Annotated in this window: 15 protein-coding genes and 2 tRNA genes; 14 read left to right on the forward strand and 3 right to left on the reverse strand. The window is 36.7% G+C overall.

The annotated features are described in order from the left end of the window. The first annotated feature begins 103 nt into the window (after positions 1-103). Positions 104-931, forward strand: a complete 828-nt coding sequence (locus BAU17_RS13595) for an HAD family hydrolase (RefSeq protein ID WP_161903363.1) — start codon at positions 104-106, stop codon at positions 929-931. A 62-nt stretch (positions 932-993) separates the two neighbouring features. Here the strand turns inward: BAU17_RS13595 and BAU17_RS13600 are convergent, their stop codons facing one another. After that, positions 994-1,335 carry a metal-sulfur cluster assembly factor gene (locus BAU17_RS13600; RefSeq protein WP_161903364.1) on the reverse strand — a complete coding sequence of 114 codons (342 nt, stop codon included), beginning with the start codon at positions 1,333-1,335 and terminating at the stop codon, positions 994-996. 181 nt (positions 1,336-1,516) lie between these two features. Here BAU17_RS13600 and ilvD point away from each other — a divergent pair, with 181 nt between their 5' ends. Beyond that, positions 1,517-3,214: a dihydroxy-acid dehydratase gene (ilvD, locus tag BAU17_RS13605; RefSeq protein ID WP_161903365.1), complete on the forward strand. Its 1,698-nt coding sequence runs from the start codon at positions 1,517-1,519 to the stop codon at positions 3,212-3,214. A 45-nt stretch (positions 3,215-3,259) separates the two neighbouring features. Here the strand turns inward: ilvD and BAU17_RS13610 are convergent, their stop codons facing one another. Next, a complete protein-coding gene (locus BAU17_RS13610) occupies positions 3,260-3,982 on the reverse strand; it encodes an MBL fold metallo-hydrolase (protein WP_161903366.1) in 723 nt (240 codons plus the stop codon). Between the two features lie 250 nt (positions 3,983-4,232). On the opposite strand from BAU17_RS13610, the gene BAU17_RS13615 reads away from it, so the two are divergent. From BAU17_RS13615 to BAU17_RS13635, 5 genes are all read left to right on the forward strand, one after another. Beyond that, entirely contained in the window at positions 4,233-5,102 is an 870-nt protein-coding gene (locus tag BAU17_RS13615) for a helix-turn-helix domain-containing protein (protein WP_161903367.1), read from the forward strand. A gap of 5 nt (positions 5,103-5,107) precedes the next feature. Next, positions 5,108-6,025 carry an FAD:protein FMN transferase gene (locus BAU17_RS13620; RefSeq protein WP_161903368.1) on the forward strand — a complete coding sequence of 306 codons (918 nt, stop codon included), beginning with the start codon at positions 5,108-5,110 and terminating at the stop codon, positions 6,023-6,025. Positions 6,026-6,040: 15 nt separating this feature from the next. Next, positions 6,041-6,649: an NADPH-dependent FMN reductase gene (locus tag BAU17_RS13625; RefSeq protein ID WP_161903369.1), complete on the forward strand. Its 609-nt coding sequence runs from the start codon at positions 6,041-6,043 to the stop codon at positions 6,647-6,649. 34 nt (positions 6,650-6,683) lie between these two features. After that, positions 6,684-7,868 carry an NAD(P)H-dependent oxidoreductase gene (locus BAU17_RS13630; RefSeq protein ID WP_161903370.1) on the forward strand — a complete coding sequence of 395 codons (1,185 nt, stop codon included), beginning with the start codon at positions 6,684-6,686 and terminating at the stop codon, positions 7,866-7,868. Between the two features lie 74 nt (positions 7,869-7,942). After that, positions 7,943-9,160 carry a M20 family metallo-hydrolase gene (locus tag BAU17_RS13635; protein ID WP_161903371.1) on the forward strand — a complete coding sequence of 406 codons (1,218 nt, stop codon included), beginning with the start codon at positions 7,943-7,945 and terminating at the stop codon, positions 9,158-9,160. Positions 9,161-9,213: 53 nt separating this feature from the next. Here BAU17_RS13635 and BAU17_RS13640 read toward each other — a convergent pair whose 3' ends face one another. Further along, the gene (locus tag BAU17_RS13640; RefSeq protein WP_161903372.1) at positions 9,214-10,185 is read right to left on the reverse strand and encodes a diaminopimelate dehydrogenase; all 972 of its coding nucleotides are present in this window, start codon (positions 10,183-10,185) and stop codon (positions 9,214-9,216) included. A gap of 168 nt (positions 10,186-10,353) precedes the next feature. Between BAU17_RS13640 and BAU17_RS13645 the strand changes: the two genes are divergently transcribed. The 7 genes from BAU17_RS13645 to BAU17_RS13675 all read left to right on the forward strand — a co-directional run bounded on the left by BAU17_RS13645 (position 10,354) and on the right by BAU17_RS13675 (position 15,467). Next, positions 10,354-10,426: transfer RNA gene (locus tag BAU17_RS13645), tRNA-His, on the forward strand. A 10-nt stretch (positions 10,427-10,436) separates the two neighbouring features. After that, a tRNA-Gln gene (locus BAU17_RS13650) sits at positions 10,437-10,508 on the forward strand. A gap of 274 nt (positions 10,509-10,782) precedes the next feature. After that, on the forward strand, positions 10,783-12,765 hold the full coding sequence (locus BAU17_RS13655; RefSeq protein ID WP_161903373.1) for a KUP/HAK/KT family potassium transporter: 1,983 nt from the start codon (positions 10,783-10,785) through the stop codon (positions 12,763-12,765). Positions 12,766-12,963: 198 nt separating this feature from the next. Continuing rightward, on the forward strand, positions 12,964-13,383 hold the full coding sequence (locus BAU17_RS13660) for a PTS sugar transporter subunit IIA (RefSeq protein WP_161903374.1): 420 nt from the start codon (positions 12,964-12,966) through the stop codon (positions 13,381-13,383). Continuing rightward, positions 13,380-13,850 carry a PTS sugar transporter subunit IIB gene (locus BAU17_RS13665; protein WP_161903375.1) on the forward strand — a complete coding sequence of 157 codons (471 nt, stop codon included), beginning with the start codon at positions 13,380-13,382 and terminating at the stop codon, positions 13,848-13,850. Before BAU17_RS13660 ends, BAU17_RS13665 begins: the two co-directional genes overlap by 4 nt. A 16-nt stretch (positions 13,851-13,866) precedes the next feature. Then, entirely contained in the window at positions 13,867-14,640 is a 774-nt protein-coding gene (locus tag BAU17_RS13670; RefSeq protein ID WP_161903376.1) for a PTS mannose/fructose/sorbose/N-acetylgalactosamine transporter subunit IIC, read from the forward strand. A gap of 11 nt (positions 14,641-14,651) precedes the next feature. Continuing rightward, the gene (locus BAU17_RS13675) at positions 14,652-15,467 is read left to right on the forward strand and encodes a PTS system mannose/fructose/sorbose family transporter subunit IID (protein WP_161903377.1); all 816 of its coding nucleotides are present in this window, start codon (positions 14,652-14,654) and stop codon (positions 15,465-15,467) included. The last annotated feature ends 2 nt before the right edge of the window (positions 15,468-15,469 follow it).

Raw genomic sequence — 15,469 nt, forward strand, 5'->3', positions numbered from 1 at the left:
TAGAAAGAAGTTGAACGCTAAATAAAGATTTGCCTAAATAATCTTTGATTCAAGAAGCAACTGCGGTATAGTAAGAAGATAATACATATTTTAGGAGGAGAAAATGAATCATAAGCTGATTTTTTTAGATGTTGATGGCACACTATGCGATGAAACAGGCCGAGTACCTGAAAGTGCCAAACAAGCAATTACACAAGCACAACAGGCAGGACATCAATTTTTTCTGTGTACTGGACGAACGAAAGGGGAAATTACTGATGAATTACTTGGCTTAAATTTCAGAGGAATGATTGGTGCTGGCGGTGGGTATTGTGAAGTCGATGGCGAAGTAATTTTACACGAGACTTTACCTCAGACAGAATTATTAGAAATGCTAGCGTACTTTAGAGCAGAAAATATTGCTTATTATTTACAATCAAGCGAAGAATTAATTGCTAGTTCAGACTTAAGAGAAACGCTGAGTGAATTATTACTGCAAAATTCAGGTGGTAATCCAGATATCTTAGATTCGGTCCAATGGTTTTTCGATTTATTAAAAGATGAAACAAATGTGGACTATCAACAAATGGAAAAAATTTGTTTTGTGAACAATAAAGTACCTTACCAAGAAATTTATCAACGTTTCCATCCATATTTTGCAGTTATTCCAACTACAACGTCACATTTTGGAGCAGACAGTGGGGAAGTGAGCGTCAAAGGCTTAAGTAAAAAAACAGCTATCGAATTTCTATTGAACCATTTACAAGTAAATATCGAGGATACCATCGCATTCGGTGATGGACACAATGATGGCGAGATGTTTGAAGCGGTTGGGTTAAGTGTTGCGATGGGCAATGCTTCCGACAGTTTAAAAGTATTGGCAGATGGTGTGACGAGTCATATTAATCAGGATGGACTGGCGCATGGCTTGAAAAAATATGTGCTGAATTAAATAAAAAATGCTCAGGTAATCGGCAACTAAAAAGTTTCCAGAATATCTGAGCTTTTTGTTTATTAGTTTGGATTAACACCTAAAGCAATTCGTCCAAAACGGCTGATTCGTGTCATTTTCCAAGCGGGCGACCAGACAATTTTGACTGTTGTTGAATCGATTTCTTCTAGCTGATTTAAGGCAGCTTCAATTTGTGCAGGCACTGATTCAATACATTCACAGCCGATACCTGTAAATGTCAGAACAATGTCACAGTGTTTTTGTTCATCTAAATGGATTTCATAAATAAATCCTAAGTTATAAATATCTAATCCAATCTCCGGATCTTCAATGGTTTGTAATTTTTCAATTAATTTATCGCTTATCAACGCAGCTTGCGGATTAATTTTGATATCTTCACGCATCGTGTAACTTCCTTTCTACATCAGAACTATAGTTATCATTTTTCCATGAAATTTATGATTTGGCAAGCAAAATATTTAATCTTTTTTTTAGCGTATTGATAGATAAATCTCATTTTTCTGTTAGAATAGTATTGAAGTCGTAATGAAATGTATGGATTGACTTTTGAAAGGAGCATATGAAATGACGAAAGAAAAAGCAGATATTCGCATTAGAAGTAATGCTTATGACAGTATGGTTAAATCACCCAATCGTGCCATGTTACGTGCCACAGGAATGGGCGATGAAGAATTTAAAAAACCGATTGTAGGCGTGATTAGTACATGGGCAGAAAACACCCCTTGTAATATTCACCTACATGATTTAGGAAAATTAGCACGAAATGGTGTGGTTACAGCGGGAGGTTGGCCTGTTCAATTTGGGACGATTACTGTCGCTGATGGAATTGCGATGGGAACGCCAGGTATGCGTTATTCGCTACCTTCACGTGATATTATCGCTGACTCTGTGGAAACTGCTATTAGTGGACATAATTGTGATGCCTTTGTGGCAATCGGTGGTTGTGATAAAAATATGCCAGGTTGTATGATTGCTATTGCAAATACAGAAATTCCTTCTATTTTTGTTTATGGGGGAACGATTGCACCAGGCAAATTAGATGGCAAAGACATTGATTTAGTCTCTGTTTTTGAAGCGATTGGTAAATGGAATCATCAAGATATTTCAGAAGAGGAAGTCCGTCGAATTGAATGTAATGCGTGCCCTGGCCCTGGTGGATGTGGTGGTATGTATACTGCGAATACGATGGCTTCAGCAATTGAAGCGATGGGCATGAGCTTACCGGGTTCTTCTTCTCACCCAGCAACGACTGAAGAAAAACTTCGTGATGTAGAAGCAGCGGGAGAAGCTGTCTTAAACTTATTAGAAAAACGTATTTATCCAAAAGATATTATGACACGTAAAGCGTTTGAAAATGCAATTACTGTTGTCATGGCCTTAGGTGGTTCAACAAATGCAATCTTACATTTAATGGCGATGGCCCATGCGGCTAATGTCGAATTGACTTTGGATGATTTCAATGATTTTCAAGAAAAAGTTCCACATTTAGCAGATTTAAAACCAAGTGGACAATATGTTTTCCAAGATTTATACGAAGTTGGTGGCGTACCAGCTGTTATGAAATATTTATATGAAAATGGCTACATTCATGGCGATTGCTTAACAGTAACAGGGAAAACAATTGCTGAAAACTTAGCAGAGGTACCTTCACTAAAAGAAGGTCAAAAAGTGATTATGCCATTAGAAAATCCAAAACGTAAAGATGGCCCATTAATTGTTTTACATGGTAATTTAGCTCCAGAAGGCGCAGTAGCAAAAGTATCGGGCGTAAAAGTTCGTCGCCACGAAGGGCCTGCCAAAGTATTTAATACGGAAGAAGAAGCAATTGATGCAGTTTTATCGGACGAAATTGTCGATGGCGATGTCGTGGTTGTCCGTTACGTTGGACCAAAAGGTGGCCCAGGTATGCCAGAAATGCTTTCACTATCAAGTATGATTGTTGGGAAAGGTCAAGGAGAAACAGTAGCCTTACTGACAGATGGACGTTTTTCAGGTGGGACACATGGTCTGGTTGTAGGTCATATTGCACCAGAAGCCCAAGATGGCGGACCAGTTGCTTTGTTACAAACAGGGGATACGGTCATTGTCGATCAAGATACGAAAGAGTTAACCATGCTTGTTTCGGAAGAAGAATTAGCGAAACGCCAAGCGGCTTTGGTGACTCCAGCATTGCATTCACGCGGTGCTTTAGGGAAATATGCGCATATTGTTTCAAGTGCATCAAAGGGTGCTATTACCGATTTTTGGAAAAAAGGCGAATAAAAATTAAACAACCGTTGAACGCTTTTGGTGTTCAACGGTTGTTTTTTAGTTTTGGATTGAATGGATGACCTGAAAACCTAATTTTTTTGCACTTTCTTTGTTAAATCCTTCGTCTAAATGCATGCAATACACACGTGAACGATATTCTGGGGCAATTAACTCTGTTAGTTTACCAAGAGAGAGATGAATATTGCCGGGATAGTCTGCTTGGCTAGTATCTTGGTAGAAAAAGTCAAATGCTTGCTGATGAATTTGAGTCAAAATCTTTTCAGGAATCATCATGGAATCGCCGCTATAATAAGCCGTTTGGTTTTGATAATTAAAAATATAGCCAAAGCAATCTAAATAAGGAACGTGCTCAACAGGTACGGCTGTAAAGGAAAGCTGCAAATCAGAAGTTTGAATTTCAGACGATTGGTCAAATATTTCGAGAGCGTAATCAGACTGAGGAATGCCCATTAAAGTTAATAAATCAGCGACCTTTATTTCTTTTGGACAAAGAACCGTCACATTAGGTACGCCCATCTCACCTAAAGCGTATTTTCCATAAAAGATTAAATCGCCTAATGATCCGACATGGTCAGCATGTAGATGAGTCAATAGTACATAAATATGTTCAATCCCATCAAATAATTGGTATTTTTTCAATGTACTAAATGCTGTACTCCCACAATCAATCATAAAAAGTGTGGTTCCTTTTTTTATATACGCATTGTTATTTCCTAAAGCAGTGTTAAAACCACTACCAGAGCCTAAAAAATTAAACATTGTGTAACCTCCTTGAATAACGTTTTTGAAAATAGCAAAATCATTTGTAATGATAACGAAATTTTATGAAAAAAGCTAGGTATCGAAAAATTCTAGCGATTCATTATAAATTATACATTTTATTGCGTCCTAATTATATAATTTTTTATATATCGTATTGACAATTATAATTATCAAGAGTAGAATCACAGATATAAGATAATGTGAATTTTTTATCAAATTAACTATTTTTTCTTAGGAGTTATCCAATATGAACATTGATCGATTTATCGAAGCGAGAAAAAGGATGGGATTTTCTCAATCGGAATTAGCTGAAAATATATGTACACAAGCAACTTTGAGTCGTTTTGAGAATCAGGGACAAATTCCAACTCTTAAAATTTTGATGAAATTATGTACACGATTGAATATTTCTTTAGGTGAATTATTTCCCAAAGTGGAAGTTGAAAATTCTGAGATCACTAAAAAAATGAATCAAGCGGAATTTCTACTAATTACGAGTGAGTATGAACAAGCTGAACAACTCATGACAGCAATCAAGCTATCAGACATTGAAGAAGCAAATACTTGGTTGCGTTATCACTACTTGAATGGTTTCATCATGTTCTTTCGTCAACGACCATTAATTGACGTGATGTTTGTTTTTGACCAAATTCTATTGGAAAAAGAAGCAGCAAACACTGAAATTTTTCGTTTGTTGGCCTACACCGGTATTGGGATGATTTATTCAAGAGAAAATGAAGATGAGAAAGCCGAATTTTACTTTAATAAAGTCATTGAGCAAATTTATCATTATCCAACTAAAAATACTGAAGATACGTGGCGTGTCTTGCATATCGTGTTTCAATGCGGTGTTTTTTATGCACATATTAAAGAACTTGCAATTAGTAATGCGTTGCTAACTTATGCGGTCACTATTTGTTCAGATAATCACGTAACTTACTATCTTGCGCGGGCTGCACTGCAATTAGCTAAAAATGCGATAACAACCAATGAACCTGAGGAAACTATTCTAGAATTAATCTATGATGCAAGAGCCTATTCGAAAATTAATCGCAATCAAATCGCTTTAAAGGAATTGGCTCAGATGGAAGAGGAAGTTAAGTGTACCAAGGAGTGAAGCGAATGGAAACCAAAATCATCCATCTGATGGGTACTGTGATTCAGTTACAAATTGCTCATGAAACTCCAAAACCAATTTTGGAGGAAGCCGAACGTCGTTTACGGATTTATGAAAAACGGTTTAGCGCCAATGATGCAAATTCTGAATTAATGGCAGTTAATAAAAATGCAGGTATTCAAGCAGTCCAAGTACATCCTGAACTATATGAATTAATTAAAATTGGTCAGCTTCACAGCGTTGCGCCAAACAGTCGCATGAATATTGCCATTGGTCCATTAGTTCAAACTTGGCGTATTGGCTTTGCGGATGCCAAAGTTCCAACCGATGAAGAAGTTCAACAAAAACTGTCTCAAACCAATCCGCAAGCCATTATATGCGATGATGCGCAATCAACTGTTTTTTTAGCAAAAGCAGATATGGCCATCGATTTAGGGGCATTGGCAAAAGGATACTTTGCGGATTTATTACGGACTTATTTTGAAGAAGTTGGTGTGCAATCAGCATTAATTAATTTAGGTGGCAACTTAGTCGTCTATGGTCCATGTCCAAATCGAACATCGGGTATGTGGAAAATCGGAATTCAAGATCCGTTGAAAGAACGTAATCACTATTTATTGTCTTTAAATGTGCAAAATCGATCTATCGTGACTTCAGGTATTTATGAACGACAATTAGTTCATAAAGGAAAAACCTATCATCATATACTAAATCCCCAAACGGGCTATCCTGCCGAAACAGATGTGGTCAGCTTGACCATTGTTTCAAAACATTCCTTGGATGGTGAAATTTGGACAACCCGCTTATTTGGGCAAAACGCCAACGAGATACTGTTACAACTGAATCAATTGGCAGAAATTGATGGCATTATTGTTACTAGTCAACAAATACTTTTTTCGGAAGGTATAAAAAAATATTTATAAAAAGGGAGATTTCACATGGTTAAATTAATTGGGTTAGTCGGTACAAATTCAGAACAATCAACAAATCGTCAGTTATTGCAATTTATGGCACAACATTTTGCAGAGCAAGCAGAAATTGAAGTGGTAGAAATAAAAGAAATACCTATTTTCAATAAGCCGCTTGAAAGAGAGATTCCAGCAATCGTTCAAACTATTGCTGACAAAATCGAGGCAGCCGATGGGGTGATTATCAGTACGCCTGAATACGATCATGCGGTGACAGCATCTTTAATGAATGCGTTGAGCTGGTTATCTTATGGTATCTATCCATTTGTAGACAAACCAGTTATGATTACTGGCGCTTCTTATGGCACATTAGGTTCATCACGTGCGCAAATGCATTTACGTCAAATTTTGGATTCACCAGAATTAAAAGCGCGTATTATGCCAAGTTCAGAATTTTTATTGAGTCATTCATTACAAGCATTTGATCAAGAAAATCAATTAAAAGACAAAGAACAAGTTGAGCAATTAGATGGTCTGTTCTATGATTTCCTTCAATTTGTTGAAATTATGAAGCATCTCAATCATGCACATGCAGCCAATAAAAAATTAGCAGAAAACTTTTCTTGGGAAGAAATTTAATCAAACTCAATCGAAATTAAAGGAGAGAATCAGAATGAAATTAGTCGGTATTGTAGGTTCAAATGCAGAAGTATCATATAATCGTACCTTATTAACGTATATCAAAAAACAATTTGGTCAACTATTTGATTTAGAAATTTTAGAAATCAAAGATGTTCCGTTGTTTAATCAAAGTGATGACCAAACAAACGGTCCAGTTATTCAAAACTTAAACAAGAAAATTTTACAAGCAGATGGTGTGATTATTGCAACACCTGAGCACAATCATACAATTCCAGCCGCATTAAAAAGTGTGCTAGAATGGTTGTCATTCAAAATCCATCCATTAGAAAATAAACCAGTCATGATTGTAGGTGCTTCTTATTACGATCAAGGTTCATCACGCGCTCAGTTACATTTACGCCAAATTTTAGATGCACCGGGTGTTAATGCGATGGTGATGCCAGGAAATGAATTTTTATTAGGAAAAGTCAAAGAAGCTTTTGATAGTAATGGTTCATTGAAAGATAAACGGACGGTAGATTTCTTACAAAGTACCTTAGAAAATTTTGTTAAATTTATTTCTCTGGTTAATGGCATGCAAGAGCCAAAACCAGCTTTGGAACCAGAAGATTTATTTGCGACAGGTAAAATTGATACAACGATTGAAGGTGTCGAAATGTCTGCCGATGATTGGGTAGAACAAGCTTCTGACATTGTCCAAGCAGCAGAAGGCAATGACTACGTAAAATTAAATCGTGGTGTCTTAACGGTTGATCAATTAAATTACTTCTTAGCTTCTATGCCGATGGAATTAACGTTTGCAGACAGCAATAACCAATTCTTATATTATAACTATACGAAAGAAGCAGAAGATATGTTAGCTTCTCGTACACCAGATCAAGTCGGAAATCCATTAGCGAATTGTCATCCAGAACGTGTATACAAAGGGGTAGAATGGGTTATCCAACAATTACGTTCAGGTGCAACAGATGTGGTTCGTGTGAATGTACCAACACATGGTCCTGATAAATATGTGGTTCATAATTATCAAGCGATGTATGATGAAGCAGGTAATTATGCAGGAATCAATGAATATATTTGGGATTTAAAACCAACGATTGATTGGTATTTAGAACAAACAGGTCAAAAACTAGTTGGTGATGTCGATGCTGTTTCTAGTGCTTCTGTCAAAGAGGATGAAGTCGACGCAGTTTCAGGTGCATCCGAAAATGCCTAAATAAAAAAAGTTGAAATTCTTTTCGGAGGATTTCAACTTTTTTGCGTTATACTAGGAGCAAAGGAAGTGATGAAATGGCAACAGTATCAGTAAGTGAGATTATTGAACAGGTCTCACGTTTTACTAGTATGAAAGAAGAAATTACTCGACTTGTATATGAGCAAAGTTGGGTAGATGCGCAGCGATATATTGGTACGCTTGGAGCAAAATTAGGGATGAATGTCGCTGTAGATGAAATGGGGACGGCAATTTTATCAGTGAGAGGAAGTTCTGAAGAAAAATCAGCTATTACGATAGGTAGTCATATTGATTCAGTCATAAATGCTGGCAAATATGATGGGGTGTATGGAGTTGCTGCAGGAATTGTGGCAGTCTCAGAACTTGTTAGGCAATACGGTCAACCAAGAAAAAATATCCAAGTCTTGTCTTTTTCCGAAGAAGAAGGTAGCCGTTTTCCAATGAATTTTTCTGGTTCGCGCTTTGTTATAAATCAAGTACCAGAAAATATGGATGAACTCAAGGATAATCAGGGTATCACTTTTTCAGAAGCGAAACAGCATGCTGTTTCTCAATTACATGAAACTTTATCGAAAGGGCAAGCGTATGAAGTTGAAAATTTTACCGAAATTCATATTGAACAAGGCCCCGTGTTGGAAAATCAAAAGAAACAAATCGGAATTGTTACCGGAATTGTTGCGCAAAAACGTTTTTCTATTACTGTTAATGGTCAAGGAAACCACGCAGGAACAACACCGATGTCGATGAGAAAAGATGCTTTGAAACAAGCAATGGTTTTAATTGGACGATTAGAAGAGATTGCACAAGAAATTGGCGAACCGCTTGTCTTCACAGTTGGGGAAATGCATGTCTTTCCAAATGTTAGTAATGTGATTCCTAGCCAAGTCGTGTTTTCCATTGATATTCGTCATATGGATATGAATGTTTTACAGTTATTTGAAGACCGAATGTTGGCACAAATTCGTCAACAAAAGCAAGATAGGTTAATGGAGATTCTTGTAGATTGTTGGTTGGATGAACCTGCAGAGAAAACCAATCCAGAGTTATCTGCCTTGCTAGACCAAATTTGTAAAGAGAAAAATATTTCCTCGCACGTTATGTCAAGTGGTGCTGGACATGATACGCAAATCATGAATTTAGTCGCACCCACAGCCTTACTTTTTGTGCCAAGTCGTGCAGGTATTTCACATTCGCCACTAGAATATACGTCAGCAGAAGATTTGAATACTGGAAAAGATGTCTTGAAGGAATTTATTTATCGTCTTGCGTATTAAAATAGCCTTGGAAGTTTATCAATTTGATAAACTTCCAAGGCATGCTAATTAACTTATAGTAATTCTTTACGTAATTCAGCGTCAGAACATGCAGATAGATATTTCGGTGCAATATCTAAGACGGTGTAGGCACCAAACGTTTTCTCTTCTGCTAAACGAGCACATGCTCTTGCGTAAGCCACTAATACACTTGCTGTAAATTCTGGATTACTTTCTAAATACAAATTGTACTCGATGACTTGTTTTGTATTTTCATGAGTTGTCCCAGTATGCAAGACTGTTCCACCATGTGGCATTGCTTTGTGATCACGGTTTAATTCCTCTTGGGAGATAAAATGAACTTCTGTATCATAATCCGCAAAGTAATTTGGCATGTTCATAATTTCTTCTTTGACTGTATCGGCGTCAGCGCCTTCTTCAAGGACCACAAAACATTCTCTAAAATGTTTGTCACGAGTAGTAAGTGTTAGTGATTCACCGGCTTTTAATTTTTCGATAATTTCTGCATTTGGGATAGTGTATTGAGTCGCGTCTGCAACGCCATCAATTCTTCTCAAAGCATCAGAATGTCCTTGGCTAACCCCTTTCCCCCAGAAAGTATTGGTTTCGCCATTTGGTAAGATACTTTGCGCATAGAGACGATTTAAGCTAAATAGACCTGGATCCCAACCAGTTGAAATGATAGAGACTGTTTGGTTTTCTTTAGCAATTTGGTCGACTTTTGCAAAATGCTCGGGGATTTTGGCATGCGTATCGAAACTATCCACGGTATTAAATAAATGCGTATATTCAGGTGTTTGTATAGGTAAATCGGTAGCTGAACCACCACATAGGATACAAACATCAATCTTGTCTTTTTGTTCAGTGAGGCTTTCCATTGTAAAGACAGGTGCACCATCTGTTGTCACTGTTTCGGGCGCACGACGAGTATAGATACCAACTAACTCCATGTCTGCGTGTTGCTTAATCGCACGTTCCACGCCACGACCTAAATTTCCATAACCAATAATTCCAATTTTTATCACTGAGTAACACATCCTTTTCTAAGATAGACAAAGTATAGCAGAAAATAAGTTCATTCGCTTCTTAATTTACTCTTTTTTTTTGAAAGGAAAATTTTTTTGTAGAAAAATTTAAAATCCTCTAGACAACTATTAAATAACATGTTAGAATGATTGAGTTGTTGAAAAACGGCGACCGTGGCGAAGTGGTTAACGCACCGGATTGTGGCTCCGGCACTCGTGGGTTCGATTCCCATCGGTCGCCTTTATAATATTGGGGTATAGCCAAGCGGTAAGGCAAGGGACTTTGACTCCCTCATGCGTTGGTTCGAATCCAGCTACCCCAGTAGAATAAATAACGAGAACGAGTAATCGTTCTCGTTATTTTTTTTATGGTAAATTTGTTTTCCATAGAATTTTTTTTATTCGTGTTAGAACAATTGACACTTGAACAAGAAATGTAGATAATCATTGCATTAGGGGAGTAGCACACATTTTGAATGTGGTTTTAGATCAACATACATGCGAAATATTCGCTGGTCTAAAATATTATTTGCAAGACCTAAGTATCCTTTTTGAAGGATATTTAGGTCTTTTTTTGGCTGAAAGGAGAATATTAAAATGAAACACAAAAAAGCAGTAAGCGCAGGTGGCTTGCTTGTCGCGATGGGGGTCGTTTACGGCGATATTGGGACAAGCCCATTGTATGTAATGAAGGCAATTGTCGAGGAAAACGGCGGTCTGCAGACGGTGAATACCGACTTTATCTTAGGAGCAGTCTCACTAATTTTTTGGACACTGACTTTATTGACGACAGTCAAATATGTGATGATTGCCTTGAATGCAGACAATCACGGAGAAGGAGGAATTTTCTCTCTGTATACATTAGTACGTAAAAGTAGTAAGTATTTAGTAATTCCTGCCATGATTGGTGGGGCAGCTTTGTTGGCTGATGGTGTATTGACACCGGCTGTCACTGTGACAACGGCAATTGAAGGGTTGCGAGGTATTTCGTGGTTCTATGATACGTTTGGTTCCAATCAGAATATTATTATCATGATAACCTTAGTGATTTTACTACTATTATTTGGTGTACAGCGTTTTGGAACCGATATTGTAGGAAAAGCCTTTGGACCGGTGATGTTTTTGTGGTTTACTTTTCTAGCTATTTCTGGACTTATTAATTTTAGCGGCGATTTATCAGTGATTCGTGCTTTAAATCCTATGTATGCCTTTCGTTTATTAGTGAGTGAAAATAATACCCTTGGAATTTTTATTTTGGGAAATATATTTTTAGCAACAACTGGTGCAGAAGCGCTGTATTCAGACATGGGACACGTAGGGAAAAATAATATTCGCTTGAGCTGGCCTTACGTCAAGCTTTGTTTGGTATTAAATTATCTGGGACAAGCTGCTTGGTTGCTACAAGCCAAAGATAATCCAGAGTTGATGAAAGATGTTCATTTAAACCCATTTTTTGAAAGCTTACCTCATGGCTGGCTGATTTTTGGAGTAGCATTTGCTACAATTGCTGCGATTATTGCCTCACAAGCTTTGCTTTCAGGGTCGTTTACCTTGGTCTCAGAAGCAATTAAATTAAAATTATTACCACGTTTAAAAATTGTTTTTCCAGGAACATCGATTGGCCAAATGTATATTCCGAGTGTGAACTTTATTTTATGGTTGGCTTGTTCATTGATTGTGATTACATTTAGAACATCTACGCATATGGAGGCTGCTTATGGACTATCAATTACTGTCACAATGTTAATGACGACCATTTTACTTTATTTTTATTTAATAAAAAGTCGTCACAATAAGCTATTCTCATTACTTATTACCCTATTTTTTGCATCTATTGAGACGATTTTCTTTATTTCAAGTGCAAGTAAATTTTTCCATGGTGGCTTTGTAGCTGTTTTGATGGCTTGTTTGATTTTATTTTTAATGGTGGTCTGGGAGCGCGGAAAAATTATCGAAGAGCGTGAATCGGAAGAAATTGATTTAAATGAGATGTTACCACAACTGCAGCAATTACATTTAGACGAATCCGTTCCAATGTATCAAACAAATGTGGTTTTCCTTGTCCCTAAAATGGATGGCGATCGTATTGGACGACAATTTTTATACTCTATTTTGGATAAATCACCTAAACGTGCCAAAGTTTATTGGTTTATTAACGTAGAGGTGACTGATGAACCTTATACCAAAAAATTTGAAGTTGATATGATGGAAACAGATTTTATTGTTAAAGTGAAATTGTATTTAGGATTTCGTATCAATCAAGAGGTGAATGTCTACATTCGAGAAATTATCCATCTTTTGATGGCCGACGGACGGTTACCAAAACAACCTCAAAAATATTCTATTACACCAGGACGAGAAGTAGGTGACTTTCAATTTGTATTAGTTGATGAGACGCTATCTAACAGTACAGATTTGAGTAAATGGGATCGACAAATTATGCAAACGAAACTCTGGATTAAACGGCATACCGTGGCACCAGAAAATTGGTTCGGTTTAGAATACAGCGAAATTAAGCACGAAACGGTTCCCTTAGTCATTGGAAAGATGAAAAAACCTGAACTAGTAGAGTGGAAATAAGCAGAATAAGAAAAGCGTATTTAGTCATGTTGATTAGATACGCTTTTTTCAACGCTTATTTTAACGAGAGTGTTGAAACGTTCGAAAACTGTTGGAGGTTTTATTCAAACCCTAATGACATCAATAGATAAAGTCATCAACAAAAAAATGGCACGGAATTTGCTTTTAATAAAGCAAGAAGAATAAAGGAGGGAGAAAATGAATCAAATTATCTTAGCAAGTCATGGAGAGCTTGCTAAAGGCATGTTACAAACAGTTAGTATGCTAATTGGGGAGACAAAAAATATTTATGCTTTTGGTAGTTATCGAGAAGAGCAGTCGATTGCGGTAAAGGTAAGAGCGCAATTACATATGTTCGATAGCGCAGATGATGTCTATGTGTTAACAGATATTTTTGGTGGCAGTGTAAACAATGAAATACTTGGAATTTTAAGCGAGTTTCCCAATGTGACGTTACTAACTGGGATGAATTTGATGTTAGTGATTGGAATTGCTTCTCAAACCAATAAAATCGCGCAAGACACCTTAGCAACTATTGTTAGTGAGAGTCAGAATGGAGTAGTAAATTGCAATAAACTAATTGAAGAAAAAATGGGGATGGAGATGGATGACTTATGATTAAATTGGTACGGATTGATTATCGTTTGTTGCATGGACAAGTCGTCTTTGCATGGAGTAAAGCATTAAATATCACACGTACGATTGTAGTGAATAATGAGGCAGCTACAGATGAGTTTAAAAAAATGTCTTTAAATTTATCAAAGCCTTCAGGCATGAAATTAAATATTTTTTCGGTAGAAGAAGTATTGGCTCGGATGCCTAAAATTGAACAGTTAAACGACAATGTGATGCTTATTTTTGGCAACACACAAGAGACACTAGCGTTTTGTGAAGCATATCCATCAATTAAAGAAATTAATTATGGTGGTATTCCTAAAAAAGAAGGAGCCAAAGAATTTAGTAAAGCCATTCATTTAACACCATCAGAAATAGAAGATTCAAAAAAACTAAGTCAGTTAGGTATCAAATTATTTATGCAACAAGTGCCTACATCAAAACGTGAAGAATTAAATAATAAAATTTAAGATAGGAGGAGAGTATATGTTCATTCAATCGTTGTTGCTAGGGTTAATCGGCGTCATTTGTATTTTAGATTCACGATTATTAGGACGATTAAATTTAGAACGTCCATTAATTGTTAGTACCTTAGTTGGACTAGTTTTAGGAGATTTACAGACAGGTTTGATGGTTGGTGCTTCTTTAGAATTGATGGCTCTCGGGATTGTAAATATTGGAGCGGCAGCACCACCAGATATGAATATGGCATCAATTATTGCAACGTCTTTTGCTATTTTGTCAAATGCCAATGCGGAAACAGCCTTAACGATTGCTATTCCAATTTCTGTATTAGGTCAAATGTTAGGAATTTTAATGCGTACGATTCTATCAAACTTATCTCATCGCGCAGATACGTTAATTGAAGAAGGAAAATATGGAGGCGCTCGCAATATTCATATTGTTTATGGGTCGGTACTTTATTCATTGATGTATTTTATTCCAATTTTCTTAGCTATTTATTTTGGAACCGATTTAGTCAAGCAATTGGTGGATATGATTCCTGTGTGGATTACGGATGGATTGACTGTGGCAAGTAAGATTTTACCAGCTTTTGGTTTTGCCTTATTGCTAAATACAATGTTAACTAATCGTTTAATCCCATTCTTATTACTCGGTTTTTTCATTACAGCTTATTCTGGTTTAAGTATTATTGGTGTCGCTGCGTTTGCTTGTATTTTGGCATTTGTCATGTCTGAAATTAAATTTAGAGGTGATGGCAACAGTAATGTTGACCCAGATCCACTAGATGATTTATAGGAGGGTGAAAAATGGGAAAACAAAAAGATCCAAATAATTGGAAATATCGTCAGTTTTTCTGGCGTTCTTGGGCGATTCAAGCATCTTGGAATTACGAACGACAAATGAACATGGGGTTTATGTACGGTATTGCACCGATTTTAGATGCTATTTACAAGGAACCTAAAGATGCGCAATTAAAAAAAGAAGCCTATGAAAGACATATGGCTTACTACAATTGCACGCCGCAAACGAGTGCGTTTGTCTTAGGATTATCGGCATCAATGGAAGAACAATACTATGCAGATCAAGAGAATTTTAATCCTGAGACAATCAATGCCGTTAAAACAAGTTTGATGGGTCCACTCTCTGGTATTGGTGATTCCTTCTTCCAAGGTACCATTCGAGTATTAGCTTTCGGTTTAGGAATTAATTTGGCTCAACAAGGAAGTATTTTAGGTCCGATTCTAGCCATGTTAATCTCATTTATTCCATCATACTTAGTGACATATTATGGTGGGAAATTCGGTTATACGATGGGGAACAAATATTTAACGAAACTATATCAAGAAGGGTTAATGGATAAAGTAATGTATGTTTGTTCGATTGTTGGATTAATGGTTATTGGTTCGATGATTGCTAGTATGATTGGTTTGACCACACCTATTCATTTAGGAGAGTCCTTTGTGCTGCAAGATGTGTTAGATAATATTATGCCACAAATGATTCCATTGGGGATGACGTTCTTTATGTACTGGCTATTGAAGAAAAAAGTTCGTACTGGTTGGATGTTAACTATTTCAATTGTCGGCGGTATTTTATTAAGTGTTTTAGGGATTTTACAATAAGT

Source organism: Candidatus Enterococcus willemsii (genome assembly GCF_009933335.1).
Taxonomy (GTDB): Bacteria; Bacillota; Bacilli; order Lactobacillales; family Enterococcaceae; genus Enterococcus_F; species Enterococcus_F willemsii.

Bases quoted from the DNA above. Each gene is read 5' to 3' on its own strand.
- BAU17_RS13595 (WP_161903363.1), top strand. From the start codon at position 104: ATGAATCATAAGCTGATTTTTTTAGATGTTGATGGCACACTATGCGAT.
- BAU17_RS13620 (WP_161903368.1), top strand. From the start codon at position 5,108: ATGGAAACCAAAATCATCCATCTGATGGGTACTGTGATTCAGTTACAA.
- BAU17_RS13635 (WP_161903371.1), top strand. From the start codon at position 7,943: ATGGCAACAGTATCAGTAAGTGAGATTATTGAACAGGTCTCACGTTTT.
- BAU17_RS13630 (WP_161903370.1), top strand. From the start codon at position 6,684: ATGAAATTAGTCGGTATTGTAGGTTCAAATGCAGAAGTATCATATAAT.
- BAU17_RS13665 (WP_161903375.1), top strand. From the start codon at position 13,380: ATGATTAAATTGGTACGGATTGATTATCGTTTGTTGCATGGACAAGTC.
- BAU17_RS13670 (WP_161903376.1), top strand. From the start codon at position 13,867: ATGTTCATTCAATCGTTGTTGCTAGGGTTAATCGGCGTCATTTGTATT.
- BAU17_RS13615 (WP_161903367.1), top strand. From the start codon at position 4,233: ATGAACATTGATCGATTTATCGAAGCGAGAAAAAGGATGGGATTTTCT.
- BAU17_RS13625 (WP_161903369.1), top strand. From the start codon at position 6,041: ATGGTTAAATTAATTGGGTTAGTCGGTACAAATTCAGAACAATCAACA.
- BAU17_RS13600 (WP_161903364.1), bottom strand. From the start codon at position 1,335: ATGCGTGAAGATATCAAAATTAATCCGCAAGCTGCGTTGATAAGCGAT.
- ilvD (WP_161903365.1), top strand. From the start codon at position 1,517: ATGACGAAAGAAAAAGCAGATATTCGCATTAGAAGTAATGCTTATGAC.
- BAU17_RS13655 (WP_161903373.1), top strand. From the start codon at position 10,783: ATGAAACACAAAAAAGCAGTAAGCGCAGGTGGCTTGCTTGTCGCGATG.
- BAU17_RS13610 (WP_161903366.1), bottom strand. From the start codon at position 3,982: ATGTTTAATTTTTTAGGCTCTGGTAGTGGTTTTAACACTGCTTTAGGA.
- BAU17_RS13660 (WP_161903374.1), top strand. From the start codon at position 12,964: ATGAATCAAATTATCTTAGCAAGTCATGGAGAGCTTGCTAAAGGCATG.
- BAU17_RS13675 (WP_161903377.1), top strand. From the start codon at position 14,652: ATGGGAAAACAAAAAGATCCAAATAATTGGAAATATCGTCAGTTTTTC.